Source organism: Oceanobacillus indicireducens, from assembly GCF_014647195.1.
Lineage (GTDB): Bacteria > Bacillota > Bacilli > Bacillales > Amphibacillaceae > Oceanobacillus > Oceanobacillus indicireducens.
Genome location: NZ_BMOS01000016.1, coordinates 16,914 through 33,200, shown reverse-complemented (window position 1 = coordinate 33,200; position 16,287 = coordinate 16,914). Strand labels below are relative to the sequence as shown.

The 16,287-nt window shown below is 39.6% G+C and carries 13 protein-coding genes and 1 pseudogene; 7 read left to right on the top strand and 7 right to left on the bottom strand.

The window, feature by feature from the left end; genetic code table 11:
• Positions 1 to 96: 96 nt before the first annotated feature.
• From IEX94_RS11900 to IEX94_RS11875, 6 genes are all read right to left on the bottom strand, one after another.
• Positions 97 to 2,697, bottom strand: coding sequence for a DUF3945 domain-containing protein (locus tag IEX94_RS11900; RefSeq protein WP_229782699.1), 2,601 nt, complete (start codon positions 2,695 to 2,697; stop codon positions 97 to 99).
• Between the two features lie 252 nt (positions 2,698 to 2,949).
• Positions 2,950 to 4,113, bottom strand: coding sequence for an RNA-guided endonuclease InsQ/TnpB family protein (locus IEX94_RS11895; RefSeq protein WP_188857687.1), 1,164 nt, complete (start codon positions 4,111 to 4,113; stop codon positions 2,950 to 2,952).
• A gap of 180 nt (positions 4,114 to 4,293) precedes the next feature.
• Complete coding sequence (phnE, locus tag IEX94_RS11890) at positions 4,294 to 5,100, bottom strand: phosphonate ABC transporter, permease protein PhnE (RefSeq protein WP_188857686.1); 807 nt, start codon at positions 5,098 to 5,100, stop codon at positions 4,294 to 4,296.
• Between the two features lie 14 nt (positions 5,101 to 5,114).
• Positions 5,115 to 5,927 carry a phosphonate ABC transporter, permease protein PhnE gene (gene phnE, locus IEX94_RS11885; RefSeq protein ID WP_156855190.1) on the bottom strand — a complete coding sequence of 271 codons (813 nt, stop codon included), beginning with the start codon at positions 5,925 to 5,927 and terminating at the stop codon, positions 5,115 to 5,117.
• Positions 5,920 to 6,702, bottom strand: a complete 783-nt coding sequence (gene phnC, locus IEX94_RS11880) for a phosphonate ABC transporter ATP-binding protein (protein ID WP_156855192.1) — start codon at positions 6,700 to 6,702, stop codon at positions 5,920 to 5,922. Before phnC ends, phnE (IEX94_RS11885) begins: the two co-directional genes overlap by 8 nt.
• An 84-nt stretch (positions 6,703 to 6,786) precedes the next feature.
• Entirely contained in the window at positions 6,787 to 7,806 is a 1,020-nt protein-coding gene (locus tag IEX94_RS11875; protein WP_188857738.1) for a phosphate/phosphite/phosphonate ABC transporter substrate-binding protein, read from the bottom strand.
• Between the two features lie 547 nt (positions 7,807 to 8,353).
• On the opposite strand from IEX94_RS11875, the pseudogene IEX94_RS11870 reads away from it, so the two are divergent.
• Positions 8,354 to 9,993 (top strand): annotated as a pseudogene (locus IEX94_RS11870) (bifunctional metallophosphatase/5'-nucleotidase).
• A gap of 240 nt (positions 9,994 to 10,233) precedes the next feature.
• On the opposite strand, the gene IEX94_RS11865 reads toward IEX94_RS11870, so the two are convergent.
• Entirely contained in the window at positions 10,234 to 10,647 is a 414-nt protein-coding gene (locus IEX94_RS11865; protein WP_156855196.1) for a VOC family protein, read from the bottom strand.
• A 509-nt stretch (positions 10,648 to 11,156) separates the two neighbouring features.
• On the opposite strand from IEX94_RS11865, the gene IEX94_RS11860 reads away from it, so the two are divergent.
• The 6 genes from IEX94_RS11860 (at position 11,157) to IEX94_RS11835 (ending at position 16,258) form a co-directional block, all read left to right on the top strand.
• Positions 11,157 to 11,879: a GntR family transcriptional regulator gene (locus tag IEX94_RS11860; RefSeq protein WP_229782697.1), complete on the top strand. Its 723-nt coding sequence runs from the start codon at positions 11,157 to 11,159 to the stop codon at positions 11,877 to 11,879.
• A 122-nt stretch (positions 11,880 to 12,001) separates the two neighbouring features.
• Positions 12,002 to 12,319: a (2Fe-2S)-binding protein gene (locus tag IEX94_RS11855; protein ID WP_188857684.1), complete on the top strand. Its 318-nt coding sequence runs from the start codon at positions 12,002 to 12,004 to the stop codon at positions 12,317 to 12,319.
• Positions 12,316 to 13,422, top strand: a complete 1,107-nt coding sequence (locus IEX94_RS11850; protein WP_188857683.1) for an NAD(P)/FAD-dependent oxidoreductase — start codon at positions 12,316 to 12,318, stop codon at positions 13,420 to 13,422. Before IEX94_RS11855 ends, IEX94_RS11850 begins: the two co-directional genes overlap by 4 nt.
• Complete coding sequence (locus IEX94_RS11845; protein WP_188857682.1) at positions 13,415 to 13,741, top strand: (2Fe-2S)-binding protein; 327 nt, start codon at positions 13,415 to 13,417, stop codon at positions 13,739 to 13,741. Before IEX94_RS11850 ends, IEX94_RS11845 begins: the two co-directional genes overlap by 8 nt.
• The gene (locus IEX94_RS11840) at positions 13,734 to 14,828 is read left to right on the top strand and encodes an NAD(P)/FAD-dependent oxidoreductase (protein WP_188857736.1); all 1,095 of its coding nucleotides are present in this window, start codon (positions 13,734 to 13,736) and stop codon (positions 14,826 to 14,828) included. Before IEX94_RS11845 ends, IEX94_RS11840 begins: the two co-directional genes overlap by 8 nt.
• 17 nt (positions 14,829 to 14,845) lie before the next feature.
• Positions 14,846 to 16,258 carry a sodium:solute symporter family protein gene (locus IEX94_RS11835; protein WP_188857681.1) on the top strand — a complete coding sequence of 471 codons (1,413 nt, stop codon included), beginning with the start codon at positions 14,846 to 14,848 and terminating at the stop codon, positions 16,256 to 16,258.
• Positions 16,259 to 16,287 lie beyond the last annotated feature (29 nt).

The following is a 16,287-nucleotide window of genomic DNA, read 5'->3' as shown; positions in this document are numbered from 1 at the left end:
CTATTTATCCCAGAGCGCCAGTATCGTTTCATGACAGTTGCAGCGAACATTGTATCATCTTAAATTCTCCATAAAACACCGCACCAATCCATTCACCTACCGCATCTCCACCGGCATTTCCCAATAATCAATATACCCCTGCTCTATTTTCTTACCCGATTGCGCTCTAATCTGATTAACCAATGCATTCCATTTCCCATTTCTCGCTTGTTCATTTTTAGCAGTTTGAACATCCATAGCTTTCTTCAATAACCGTTTTTCCATTTTTTCATCGAGATAACCTTGATCTTCTCCTAATTCCACTAATTCATCCAGTTCAGATAGGGAGAGAATTGCTTCTACAGGAAACACTTCTTCCGTGACATGCCCTGCCTCATCACGTGCAATAATTTTTATTTCATAATTTCCAGGTGTATAATCTAGAGGCTCAATCGAAATATCATTTTCCATTGTATTGTCTTCCATCTCAATAATGACCTGAGCTAAATCTCCATCTTCATCATACACATCAACCGGAATTTGATAAGATTCCGTAATATCAAATGTCGTGAAATCTGGAATAGGGTTAATGATTGGGGCAGAACCAGAATCTGCCGTCTTCTGGATATGGTCTTCATCCACTACTAATAATTGATACGTATCTTGAAAAATCGAAGCGATACCAGATACCGAAACTTTTTCTCCCTCTTCATAATTGCTTACAAACGCTTCATAGGATATATTCGTTCGGTCATCGACTCGCACTCTCGTCAAATTTTCACCGTTTCTTACATCAAATTCAAATGCATTCCAGTGGGACACGATATTTTCAATTTCACCCTGAATCGTAACACGCTGCCCTTGGTTGGCATCGTCTATTTTGTCGACCACTGCAAATTCCGGGAGTTCACTTTCACCTATTACATCGATTTGTTTCAGATCTGAAATTTGCTTTAAACCTTGAAATGTTGTTACGACACCTTCAAGCTTCACTTTATCTCCAGGACGAAACTGCTCGTCATGTTGAAACACATAGATTCCTGATGTTTCATCTTGTAAATAAAAACCTTGCCCACCGAATAGTCCTGGTTTTGTCGTAATAACGCCCTCTACTTCTACAGGTTTACCATCCGCTAAAGCACGAGCTTCCTGAATTGAAAGTTTTACAGTTTCTTCCGCTTCTCTAATCAGCGCGGGATTTGTAAGGACGTTTGTTGAACCTTTACGCAAGCGTACATTCGCATTTCCATCCGCATTTTTATCAAGCTGTACGTTTAAGGTTTGCTTTGCAATACCGTCACTATTTGCTGTAAGTGAAAATTGTTCACTATAACCATAATCAGAAGGCCAGCTTCCATCAGCATTCTGAACTTTGGCTACTTGCTTTCCACCATCTAAATAAACACCAAGGTTATACCCCGTAATCGTTTGCCCGGGATTTAAACCTTCTGCCACAACTTCAATGGTAAAGAGCTCGTTTTTTGGTAAAACAGATGGATAACTCAAGGATAGTTCCGGTTCCGCAACCGGATCTTCAGGTGAACCAAAAGAGCCTGGTGCGAATGTTGCTGGATCAAACCAATCATAAGATTCTAACGGTGTAGACCAAGGTTCCTCCTCGGGTTCTGTTGAATTTTCCGGTATTTCCTTGTCCAAGAAGGGCGAAGGTTCATCTAACGGGATACCTACCTCGGCAAAGTTCTCATAGGATTCATCCTCCGCTAGCCAATCAATCATATTTAATAGTAATTCTCCGTTGTCAGCATCTTTAAATCCATCATACGTTGTTTTCTTTGCACCGGTTTCTTCATTTCGGTATTTCGGTGTCGCATCTTCTACAGGAGAGGAGTCGCCAATAAAGGCAGCTTTACCTTCCTTCAATTTGGAAATAGCGGCATATGGACCTTCTTCTACTCCACCACCATGATAAATTCCTTCATCCACTGCTGGTCCCCATTTATCGCTTTCATCAAGACCTTCTGGCAAGTACAGAATTCCTTTTGCTATTTCTGGATCTGTTATAGCTAGTGTCGAACCAGCATGCATCGTTACTTCGCTCACACCTTGTGTAATCCCAAATGTTTCTGCTGGGTCCACTACTTGATCTGCTATTACTGTCCCCGCGGCATTGTACCTGAAACGGATACCAAAGTTATCACTTAGCCAATCGGACCCTTCCACGCCTTGCATGGCTTCAGAGTTCTTTTCTTCCTCTGACATTCCTTTTGTTGGATCATCATGTGCTCCGCGACGGTATCCATTCATCACTTCCGAAGAATCCCAGCGATTTTTATTGCGATCCGCATTATAATGATCGGAAATAAAGAATATACTTCCACCATTTTCAACATACGTAATCATCGCATCCTGTTCTTCTTTCTTGAACGGAATATTTGCCTCTGGGATGACAAACACATCATAATCCTCCAAGTCCTCTACAGCTAGCGGACCGTTTTTCCGAAACTCTTCCACATAATACCCATTGTCGGCTATCCCTTCCGCAAAATCGGAGAAAGCCCCATCAATCACCCAATCTGCTTGTCCAGCCGTTTGTGCGTGGGTATTATCAAATAATACTTTCTTTCCATTTGGGGTTTCCGGCTGAATGATTGGAGCTGGGTCATCCATTGTCTCCGCCTGAAATGGCATTGGTAAAACGGTAATACTTACGATTAGCGTGAGCAGCAACATCCATAAAGCATAAGCATTTCTTTTCACTTTTACCCTCCTAGTCAGATCATTTATTTTTTCATATCCACTCTATCAAATCATTGTTGTATTCCTAATGAACCTCCCTCCACTTAAAGATGAACATCTTTTGAAATGGGGGTTTCTTATCTTAAAGAAAAAGAGTTCCCGTGCGCATCGGTTAGGAGACGCTCCACCTGATGGTGGTGGGTGTTCTTTATCTCATAATAAGCAACACATCAATCCATGTGGGCGGGAACACGCCATTTACTACTCATTGTTTTATGCAACTCGTAGATACGTTATCTTCTTGCTTGTCGGTACCGGCAGCATCTTTTTGTATTTGGATTTCGTTAAGATGTTCGCTGCACCATGCAAATCACGATGCGCCTCGTAACCACAAGAACAAGTATAGGTTCTTCCGGATGGTTTTCGTCTGTTTTGACAAACAGGACATGTTTGTGTGGTGTAGGATTCATCTACTAATACGACCTGGATACCTGTTGCCTCCGCCTTATAGACGAGGTAACCTAGTAGCTGTCCTACATTCCAATTCGACATTTTTTGTCGATTGGTTCTGTTCAATCGTTTTCTCTTTTTCGTATGTTTACTGACATTTCGTGCGTCACCAACATGTAACGTGTGGACCGATTCTTCCACCGCCCACTCCATGAAATTTCTCGTAATTTTATGACTCGCATCACGTAATTGTTTATCACTTTTTGACAGGATGTACTTTTTAGCACGCTGGTATTTTTTCCATTGGTTCGAGCCTTTTTTACATTTACTCATTTTGCGTTGCAGTTCTTTTAGCTTTTGATTGCGGAAACGGTGAATACTTCGCAGCTTCCGGCCAGACAGAATCACACCTTCCCCATTTTCAGCGATCGAAGCGAAGGAATGGATTTCTCCCATATCGACACCCGCCTCTTGGGTTCCTACTCGCTCTTCTGGAAGCTGGCCATCATCAAAGGAAACGGACAAATATAAGCCGTTGTCATAACAAAGCTCGATTTCTTTGATATCGCCAGATGGTAAATCCGAGACGAAGACAACAATCGGTTTACGTTTAGCCCCCATGGATAAGGTGATTTTGTTTCCCTCTATTTTGAAGGCTTTGTCCACCCACTTCGTATTATAATGGCGTTTTTTCTTGTAGGGATAGCGGGCAGTAGAAATCCCTTTTTCTCTGGCTTTCTTCGTGCTATCTCTGGCATCCAAGTAATTATGTGCCACTGCTTGGATACTTTGACTGTGAAGAGGGACCATTTTCTTGATTGCTTGTTGTAAATGGGTTCGATTGATCCACTTACCTGCTTGCAGATGATGGTTTTTAGCAACTTCTAAACAAGCATTCCACACATAAGCGGACAGACGATTGCATGCAAACAAGCGATCGATTGCTTCCTTCGATGCATGAAAAGAAACTCGCTTTCCACGATACATGATACTCACCCCCTCGATCGGAACGTTCGTTCTATTGTAACCGAAAAGAAAATAACTATCAATAATTTCTGACAAAACAAACGATTCATCTCCCACCACACCATGCTAATAGGAGGGAGACTTCTCGTTTTAATTAGTTAAAAATCTGTAAATTATAGTTTATACAACAAAATGGATATCCTACCCCCGTACGAGTTTGTTCCGAATTCGATTAGAGAAAAATTCGACCAATAATATTAGCACAACTAAACCAATAAGAATCGAACCAACCTCAGACCACCGGTAAGCATTCATCGCAAAGATTAGTGGCGCACCAATTCCCCCTGCCCCTACAATTCCAAGAATCGATGCTTCTCTTAAGTTCATATCGAAACGGTAAATGATGATGGAAAGAAACATGGAAAAAAGCTGTGGCCATATACCGTAACGGATTTTCTCAAATGTATTGCAGCCAATCGAGTCAAGAGATTCCAAGATATTTGTATCGAGCTCTTCAATCACATCGACGAATAATTTGGCGAGCATCCCGATTGATGCAAGTGAAATGGTCAACACACCGGCAAATGGACCTGGCCCTGTGACGCGAATAAACATTAATCCATAAACAAGGGCCGGAATCGTACGAATGATAATTAATAAAAGTCTCGTAACACTCGCAACAGGTTTTGGTACAATCTTAGAGGCGGATAGAAACGCAAGCGGAATCGCCAATATCGAACCCATAATCGTACCGAGAAAAGCAATTGCTATCGTTTCAATAAGTAAATACAACACACCCTGGGATGTAAAACTAAATAATAAATCTAAATCCGGATTCAGAATCCCTCCAATAATCCCTGCAGCAATCCCCAACCCGCTTTCAGATACATTATCTAGATTCACAGTAGTGAGCGACCAAATAAATAAAAGCAGGATGAGTATGGCTATGGTAAAGATATAGCGTAAATTTCGCGGTGAAGCATGAAGCTGTTTTTCGATTGCATCCATATGAATATACTCCTTTAGATTAACTTTTTGCGAAAATGCTCGCTGACTTTTTCAATGAGATATACCGTAATAATCAGCATGAGCAATATCATCCCAACACTTGAATAATCGCGCCAGCCAAGTGATTCATCTAGCAATAGTCCAATCCCGCCAGCACCGACATACCCTAAAATTGCGGCATACCTGACGTTTCCTTCAAAGGAAAATAGCGAGGTTGACAAGTAGTTAGGCAAGACTTGGGGGAAAATCGCATAACGGAACGCTTGCAGACGGCCCATTCCAATTGATTCCATCGCCTCAAAAGATCCCATGTTGGCATTTTCAATTTGTTCATATAGCAATTTCCCAACATAAGCAATCGTAAATAGAAAAATCGCTACCGTACCTGCCAGTGTCCCGAGGCCGAATATAAAAGTAGCAATCAATGCCGTAACAAGCGTCGGCAATGTGCGGAGAATACTCAGGAAAAACTTTGCCACCGCAGCTACTGGCTTACTTACGATATTAGAAGATGCGAAATAAGCTGCTGGAACGGCAGCAATCGAGCCGAGAATGGAACCCAATAATGACATCTTAATGGTATCGAGGAGCGGCTTCCAAATATTATTTAAATAATCCCATTTTGGTGGAATCATTTGACCGATTATCACAAAAAATTCATGCCCTCGCTTAAACAATGTATTCAAATCAAAATTTGTAAACCGGACCGAAATAATCGTAGCGAGCACAAGCAGTACGAGAATGATCGGTGCCCGCGACTTTTTCTCATAAACGATCTTTCCATTTGGGAGTGTAATTTTAGCTGGGGGGAAAATTCTATCATACATCCGTTTTCCCCTCCATTTCATTTGATTGCAATTCTTCTGTCTGCCCTTTATATATGTAATTAAGATTTTCCTCTGTTAAATCCTCCGCTTTTCCATCATAAACAATTTTTCCTTTTCTAATCCCGATAATCCGGTCCGCATATTCAAGCGCTATTTCGACATGGTGGATGTTGATAATGACAGAAATATTCGTTTCCCGATTTATTTTTGTGAAATCATCCATTACCTGTTTAGCTGTCACAGGGTCGAGGGATGCAATCGGCTCATCAGCTAGAATAATGTCGGGGTTCTGCGCAAGTGTTCGTGCTAGTGCCACACGTTGCTGTTGTCCACCAGACAATTGATCAACTCGGACATACGCTTTGTCCAAAATTCCAACTTGGTCAAGTGCCGTCAACGCCTTCACTTTATGCTCTTTAGTATACAGCCCGAGCACTTTTCTCCAATAGGGAAGCTTTGGAGCGAAGGACACGAGGACATTTTTTATAACGGAGATTCTTGTAACAAGATTATAAGATTGAAAAATCATGCCAATACGCTGCCTGAATTTGCGAATCTCTTTTCCTTTCAATGAGTTTACTTCCACTCCGTCAACAATTAATTTTCCCTCAGATATATCATGCATTCGGTTGATGCAACGAAGCAATGTAGATTTCCCAGCACCTGAAGGACCGATAACCGCAACGAATTCACCTTTTTCAATCCGCAAATTAATATCTTCCAGTGCTTTCATGTTATTCGAATAAGTTTTTCCAACGTCGATAAATTCTATCATCTCTTACTCTCCAATCTTGAAAAATGAGAACATCAACAAGTGATGCTCTCATTTAACTAGCATTCTATTGAATGATGCGTTTGATTAGTTCAGACTTTGAACCATTTCCTGTGCATCTCTTTCATTGTCATAATCGGCTGGATCAGCTTCTTGGTATCCTTCGTGGTTGTAGATAGAAATGACTTCTTGTCCTTCTTCTGACTCACCAATATTGATAAAGGCTTGCTGAATAGCTGCTTTCAAGTCATCATCCATAATTTCAGAATTCTTACTGACACTAACCGTGTCATTATAAATAGCAGGAGTTACACCAATGACATTCGTTTCATCCCAGATCGTTCCTTCTCCGCCGAATTCATCTTGCCACTGGTCTTCATTGTCACGTCTTGCATCTGCGTATGCTACCATGACGTCAATTTGACCTGCTGCAAGTCGTGCAAATGAACTTCCATAAGAATCAGATTTTACTACATTATCAAGGTCCGTAATCGTATTTCCATAGTTTTCATCCAACCATAGAGCAGGGTAAATATAGCCTGCCGGTGAAGAGGAAGACATCACAGCCCAAGATGCACTATTCACATCATCCCACGTTAACTCTTCGCCATTATTTACCTTTTCCGACAATTCCTGTCCTTTTGCAGACGGACCAGCGATAATCAAAGCACGGTAGCTTGTCGTCTGTTCATCGGAGTCTTCTGTCGGCTTATTATCATTCCACTCTTTTGCATCATCAGATTCAATACTTAATCCAGCTCGTGTTGCTGTCAAAACAGCCTCTGCACCATCATCATATAGCACATATGTACCACCAGGAATAAGCCCAATATCCGTTGTCCCAGCTGAAAGTGCTTCACCAACCGCCTCGTAGTTTGTCCCTACTGTAATATCGATTTCACCTATTTCATAACCTTGAGCAGACATTTCCTCTTTCAATAAATCTTTCAAAGGTTCTGTTGCTGTGATAATTTCTTCTGGCTCTCTTGATGGAACAAACCCGATGGATAGCTTGTCAATCGACGTTTTCCCATCTTCTCCAGATGAAGATCCTCCTTCATCCTTTCCTCCACAAGCCGCTAATACAACAATAATTGCACTTACCATGAATAAATATAAGAATTTCTTCAAAGCAATCTTCCTCTCTTTATTTAATGGTGGTAAAGACTAGTTTATAAAATAAGTCTTAAATAACTATGAACGGCAGGTAAACATTTGTAAATTTTTATAAAAGTTTTTTTACGTTGAAACGTTTTCTTTTTCCATTATCATCATTATATGTAGCTGCTTCCCTCTCCCCTAACGCTTCGTAATTGCCCCCTTCTGTTTTAAGTGACGGGATTCCTAAATATAGAAACCTATTAATTTCTAATGGGTTAGCTCCACGAAAGTGCTTGCGGTTTATTCGCAATACTTTTACGAGATTTACTACTTGTGTTAAGGTTTAAACAAATGCTGCCCTTAGCACGCTTCCCATTTTTCTCAACCCATCACGTTTTAACGTTTGCTATTTTTAAGTATATTACTAATAGACAAACCCTACATTCTCATTATGTCTTATGTCACAGTTTTTGACAATATTTTATTATAAAAATATAGCTTTCTTTTGGTAAACTATTATTAGGAACACTTCTCCAGGAAAGGATGAACACACTTGACGGAACAAACGACTATTAAAGTGCTTTATACAAGCGATATTCACGGGAATATTCTCCCGATTAACTATGGAACAAACGAAAAGGCAGAGCTCGGTTTAGCAACATACGCTACACTTGCCCGGAAAAAACGCCAGGAAAATGAGCATCTGATTGTGCTCGACAATGGTGACCTTATTCAAGGGACGCCACTGATGTCCCATTACGTAAAAAATCATGCAGCAAAACCGAATCCAATGATTGCAATTATGAATCGAATCGGTCTTGATGCAGGTGTCCCCGGCAATCATGAATTTAATTTTGGTAAAACGATTTTACAGGACGCTGTCAATCAGTCAAACTACCCGTGGCTATCCGCTAATATATTGGATAAAAAAACGGGAGAACCTTATTTTGGTCCGTCCTACATCATTAAAACATTAAGTAATGGGATTAAAGTGGCGATAACCGGCGTGACAACGCATTATATTCCAAATTGGGAAGCACCGGAACATAATGCGTTGTGGCGATAACCGGCGTGACAACGCATTATATTCCAAATTGGGAAGCACCGGAACATATTCAAGGGATACAATTTGCGGATGCCTTTTCCACTCTAAAAGATGTCGTAAAAGAAATACAATCTAACGAAGACTACGATCTCATCATCGCCCTCTATCACGGAGGATTCGAAAGGGATGTTGAAACAGGAGATATAACAGAAAATTTAACTGGTGAAAACCAAGGGTATGAAATGGCGGATAAAATAGACGGGATCGACATCCTTTTAACCGGCCATCAACACCGAACCTTAACTGGTACAATTCGTGATTGTCTTGTCATTCAGCCAGGAAATAATGGAGAGGCCTACGGAGAAATTGATGTAACATTCAAGCGGGATGAAGACAGCTGGGTCATAGCAAATAAGCAAGCAGACGTGAAAACGTTAGAAGGGATACAGGCGGATCCAGTTATTTTAGAAGAAATGGAAGAATTGGAGCAATCCACGCAAAATTGGCTGGATGAACCAATCGGAAAAATCGAAGGCGATATGATCATCAGGGACCCATTCAAGGCGAGAGTGAATAAGCATCCCTTTATTGAACTGGTGCAAAAGGTGCAAATGGAGGCGTCAGGTGCAGATATTTCAGTCACAGCTCTGCTGGGGAATGAAGCAACTGGATTTCCTTCGAGAATAACGATGCGTGATATTGTTACAAACTATAAGTTCCCGAACACACTCGTCGTTCTTTCACTAACTGGAAAGGATATCAAACAAGCACTGGAAAAAAGTGCAAATTATTTCACGCTTGATGCGAATGGAGAGTTGACCGTCAACCCAGATTATCTCATTCCGAAGCCGGAGCATTATAATTATGATATGTGGGAAGGGATCGAGTATTCCATACGAGTATCAAACCCTAAAGGAAGCAAAGTGGAAAACATTACGTACAAGGGCGAACCACTAGATATGGAAGGAAATTACAATGTCGTCATGAATAATTACCGTGCAAGCGGAGGCGGCGACTTCGATATGTTTAAAAACAAACCGGTTGTAAAAGAAATTCAACAGGATATGGTGGAGTTGATTAGTAATTACATAGAGGAGCGGGGAACGATTCGGGCGAGTGTGACGGAGAATTTTTGGGTGGAGGTTTGAGTGTTAGGAACTAGAGAGCAGTTATTACTACTTGGAGTCAGATGCAAGTATTGTATGTATTGTCAAAATTTGTAATTGAGAAGACTGCTATCTGGACATTTGATGAAAATTATTTAAAAACAGCAGAATTTAAAGTTACTTGCAATGATTTATACAAAGCTAAGAAAGCTGCACCCAAATTCCTTTCGATTTTTCAAATCCTAATAAAATGCAGTCCCTTCAATTAGAGACTGCATTTTATTATACCTCGTGACTAAGCTGCCAATGTATTCCAAATTTATCAGTAACACGTCCGTAGAGTTGACTCCAGAAAGTTTCCTGTAACTCCATCTCAACGATTCCACCATCTTTCAGTTTTTCAAACCATTCCTTTAACTCGTCCTGCTTGTCACTAAGCAATGCCAATGTTACATTGTTGCCCTGCTCGAAAGGCTGACCTGGGAATGTATCAGAGAACATGGCCCTGCTCCCGCTAATTTCAAGTCGGGCATGCATGATTCGGTTTTTTGCCTCTTCGGGAAGTGTGTAATCCGGATGCTGTGGTGTATCCTCGAAAGTAGTTAGATCTGTGATTTCCGTTCCAAACACCTGTGAATAAAACTCCACTGCTTGGCGACAATTGCCGTCAAATACGAGATAAACTTCTACTGCCATTTTAAAACACTCCCTTTTATTATATGCTCCTTATTATAGCGGATCTGCAAAATAATAATCAAATCTTGAGCGATTAGCCTTGTTTAATTCGAAAAATGATGTAATAAAGATGTGTTCAAGATACGGGGATAATCTAATCCTTTTTATGTAATCTACATACCACCTAGAAACTTTTACAACCCCCCGATTGTAATTTCTGTTTTTGTCCCATAGCTTCTTGCGGCACCTTGATAGACACATATGTAGCCGGCGCATCTCAAACTTTACCGTTTCGTATCCGCTGATTCTATCTTCAATGCGTTGTTCAAGGAAAATAAGACCTCTATTCCTTTCCCCTTTTCCCAACCATAAATTACACTACTATACACAATCCAACTTTTCATATTGGTTTACAATTATCTAAATATCCAAAATACTATTGACTCATAAATGAAATATAGCTATAATAAACAAAATATTAAGTGAATGATGATAATTTTAATACAATTGCAAGAGAGGTAGGTGATAATATGATTTTAGAAAAGAATAGTCCGATTCCTTTGCATAGACAAGTCAGACAATATTTAGAAGGTAAAATAGACTCTGGTGAGTGGGAACCTGGCTTTAAGATCCCAACTGAAAAAGAACTTTCATCCCTATTTAAAGTAAGTAATATAACAGTAAAAAGAGCTATTCTGGATTTAGTCAACAGCGGTAAGTTGTACCGACAAAGCGGAAAAGGAACCTTTGTAAATAAGCGTCAAGAAACTAATTTATCACAACTTGTTTCTATCCATAATAGATTCGAAGATGAAAAGTCGTATCCCCATCGCCTACTGAACTTTAGCACAATAAAAGCAGACTGCAGATTAGCAGAAAACCTACAACTCAAAGAGAATGACGAATTATACTATATATCCCGACTCAAACTAGAAGAAGAAAAACCTACAGTAATTGAACATTCCTGGATTCCAAAGTCGTTATTTCCTAATTTAACTCAGGAAGACATTGACAATAAACTTTTTTATAACATCTTTTCCAAGAAATATGGACTTCAACTGGATAAAGCAAAGGTGTATATTTCCGCTCAGACAGCTAGCAAGGATGAGGCCGCACTCCTTAACATACCTATCAAAGAGCAACTGCTTGTGATGGATCGATTCACTACTACAAATCAAAAGACTATCGTGGAATACTCAAGCTTCATAGCACCTTTTAAAGATGCACAGTACTATCTTGAAATAGATTTATAAACTTATATTCTTACAACTACCAAAGAATGAACATAAATAGTATAACGTTATAATATTATAATTTGTAACTAAAAATTTCTGATTATAGTTAATATTACAATCACCTTAAGAGGAGGATGGAAATGCAAATAAAAAAACATCCCATATTAGGAGAAAAGTTCACGGAAGAAATTACATTTTACTTCAATGAGAAGCCATTAAAAGCGATGAAAGGACAAACTGTAGCTGCAGCATTAATGAGAAATGGAATTCGTAAATTTGGAGTTAGTCGAAAACTTTTTAAAGCACGCGGACTTTACTGTGCAAACGGTAGGTGCACTAGTTGCTATGTAACTATCAACGGACTCGATCATGTATTGAGTTGTTCCACTCTTGTAGAAGATGGTATGAATGTTCATTCAAATGAAAGTGATCCAGATGTTGGGGGGATATATAATTGAAAACGGATTTACTTATCATCGGGGCAGGCCCTGCTGGTATTAATGCCGCACTTACAGCTGATGCAGCAGGAGCTGAAGTAATCCTTGTCGACGAATCACTTCAGCCAGGAGGGCAATTAAGACAGCAGACACAACTTTTCTCTAACTTACCAAAAAATAAGAAGAAAACTAGAGGTACCTCATTAAACAACCATTTAGTAGAAAGTTTAAATGCTTCTAATGTAAAAGTACTCTCAAATCATGCAATGGTTGGCTCCTACTTGAATGGAAATATTGGTGTAACAGATGGATTTAAAACTTTTGAAATCCATGCTAAAAAATACATTCTTGCTACAGGCGCTCAAGAGGAAGGTAAGATTTTTCCAGGTTGGACACTTCCTGGCGTCATGACTGCCGGCGCAGCTCAAATACTCATTAATAGAGAACTGGTATTACCCGGGAAAAATGCTGTTATTGTTGGTTCGAATGACTTTGCATTTGAAGTAATTAAACAACTTAGAATTTGTGGCGTTTCAATAAAAGCAGTAGTTGAAGATAAGGATCAATTACAAAGTGAGAAGCAAGATTTACTAAGTGATCTTGGAAACATCACTTTTTTGACAAATAGTACGATTGAACTTGCTTCTGGTTCTGGAGAGGTAGAACATGTCTCTATTCGGACTCCAAGCGGTATAAAAGAATTAGAAGCTGACTTCATCTGTATTTCAAATGGATTTACACCGATACTTGAACCCTTCGAAGTAATGAATTGCAAATTCACTTATAAAGAAATCCTTGGTGGCTGGTTACCTGCATATAACATGAATTTCCAAACAACAAATTCTAATTGTTATCTAGCAGGAAGTGCAGCAGGTATCACAACTCTAGGCCCCATTTTATTAACTGGAGAAATTGCTGCTTGGAGTGTTTTAGAAGAACTAGAATTCATTAGCCCACGAGAAGCCCATAATCAAAAAAAAGAGTGCTGGGAAGAATTAATGACGCTTGAGAATAATAATGTATTCCAAAAAAGAACTGAAATAATTGCGGATTCTCTACTTCAAGATAATTGGAATCCAAAAAGCTATTTTACTGAGCTACAAGGAGGGCAAATCCATGGATAAATCAACCATCGTCTGTCGCTGTGAGGAAATTAATATTGATGAAATTGAAAATGCCTTAAAAAATGGAGCTCAAACATTTGATGATATTAAGCGTTTAACAAGAACCGGAATGGGTTCTTGCCAGTCAAAAGTCTGCCTCCACCCTGTCAGAGAAATTATAGCCGATTATCATAATAAAGACCTCCAAGATGTTGGCATTTCAAGAATGAGGATTCCTTTAAAACCAATCAGAATGGGAACACTTGCAACCGAAAGCAAAGATAGTAATGTAGCTTCCGTCTTTGGTGAGTCTGTGGAGGAAGGTGATGAGAATCGATAAGACACATGATGTAATTATTGTTGGAAGTGGTGTTGTTGGAAGCAGTATCGCTTACCATCTATCCGAAAGAAAAAAGCATAGTATTTTGCTAATTGATAAGGGTTTCCCACTCTCCGGAACATCTGGTTCGACTCAGGCTTGGGTCTGGGTTCACAGCAAAGTCCCTTCATGGTATGGAGAATTAAGTTTGTATAGCGCAGAACTTTATCCATTTTTAGAAAGAAAAATCGGCGATGTAGAGTATAAAAGAACAGGAGGTATAGCACCTTTCTTCACGGAAGCTGAAAAGGAAAAAGCTTTGAAACTTGCCGAAAAACAAGCAGAGGTAGGGATAGACATTGAGGTGCTATCAAGGGATGAAGTTCTTGAAAAAGAACCATATCTTTCCCCGAATATTGCTGGTGCAACTTTCAGTAAAATAGATGGAAATGTCAACCCTTTTCGTCTTGTTGAACTATATATAAAATCAGCAAAAAAGAACGATGTTCAGACTTCATTTTATAATCAAGTTATAAGCATTCAAAAGAACGGAGATATCTTTCACTTAGAAACACTCAAAGGCACTTTTAAAACGAAAAAGCTAGTTATTGCTGGCGGACCATGGTCAAAAGAACTTGGGGAAATGCTGAATGTAAACATTCCTATTAAACAAGTTCGAGGTCAAATTCTAATTACAGAACCACTCCAGCCATTTTTAAAACATACCATTGGAGGAGTTCGCCAAGCAGACAATGGAGAAGTATTGATTGGCTATTCAAAAGAAGAGGTGGGATACGATAGAAGAACAACATTAGATATTGTTCAGCAAACTGCAAAAATGGCCATTGATTTCATTCCCCATCTAAGAAGAGCAAATGTAGTCCGTTCATTTGCGGGGATCAGAGTAATACCCCTTGACGGTTTTCCCATTATCGGTGAAATTCCGGAAGTAGAAGGTGCATATATAGCAGCAATGCATAGTGGAGTAACTTTATCCCCTCTTGTAGGTACTCTTTTAACCGAGTTATTAATAGATGGAGAAACATCCATCGATCTTTCCCGTTACAGTCTAGAGCGATTTAATGAATCAAATATAAAATCTATTTAAAGTAAAGGAGGTAAATCATGAGTGAAACAGCAGCAATTATTATTAGTTCGATTGTCATTTTGGGGATTGGTGTAGGTATTTCAATTTATGTAGGGAGAAAGCAAAGAGGGATTGAGAACTGGAACGTCGGAGGTCGATCACTACCGATGTATGTTATTGCAGGAACACAATTTGCTACAGGAATGGGGGGAGGTGTACTCGTAGCCCACGTGGGGATAGGGTATAGTGCAGGTTGGTCAGCTATTACTTATAATTTACTTTATTCATTGGGGATTATACTTCTTGTATTGCTCGCAGGATGGCTAAAAAAACACGACTTCTCTACCCTACCAGATATTTTTAAAAAGCTATACGGAGAACATAAAATAATGATGAGTACTGTTACATTACTGGCCATTATTGTGCCTTTTGGTTGGCTGTGCACACAACTAGTAGCCTTTGGTAATTTATATACCGAAATCACTAATGTTTCCTTTACCTTGTTAGTTGTTATATTTGCAGCCATTAGCTTATTATTTGTCCTGCCTGGTGGAATGGCTTCAGTTGCATGGACAGACTTTATATTCGGTTGTTTTATGCTTATACTTGCCTTGGCAAGCGGGGTGTATATGTTAAACCTAGCTGGAGGCTGGTCAGAAATTGTATCAAATGTCCCACAAGAAATTGTTGGATTCCCAGAAGGAATGGGAGCAGTCGGACTTACAACAATCATTCTTTGGATTTTTGCCATTTTCCCCGGGGCCCTTACGAATCAAATGTCTTATCAAAGAATTTATTCTGCTAAAGATGCAAAAACTGCTAAACAAGGGTTTTTCCTAGCAGTTTTTGCAACAATTACTAGCGGAATATGGGCATCCTTTATGGGTATTGCGATTCTCTCCCAAAATCCTGGAATGGAAAATGCTGAAATGGCGTCAGGATGGTTTCTTACACAAATCCCAACCTGGTTTCTGGCACTTTACTCTGGATTCATTATTGCAACGATTATGTCTACTGTAAGCAGCGCGATCCAATCAGTAGTAGTGAATCTAACTAATGATATTTATAAATCATACATCAACCCAGAAGTAAGCGATAAAACTTTACTCGTATATTCTCGTCTACTTTCCGTAGGGATTATCGTTGTTGCTGTTTTATTATCTTTAGTTTACCCTCAGGCACTCGGCTGGCTACAAGCAACCTATGCTTATTCAGCTGCTGGATTACTTGTCCCAATCTTCCTTGGTATTGCTTTACGGAAAACAAAATTTCTTTCAGCAAAAGGCGCTCTGGGAGGAATCTTTACGGGTATATTTGGTGCAGGAATCGCTCAGATAGTAGATGCTGCAATTCCCTATGCTGTATATGGCATTGCTTGTTCTTTAATCGGATTTCTATTCTTCAGCTTCATTTTTAAAGAAAAAAATACAGAAACGAAGAAAGTAGCTTAGTATACAACACTTTTAATTTCCAGAAAATA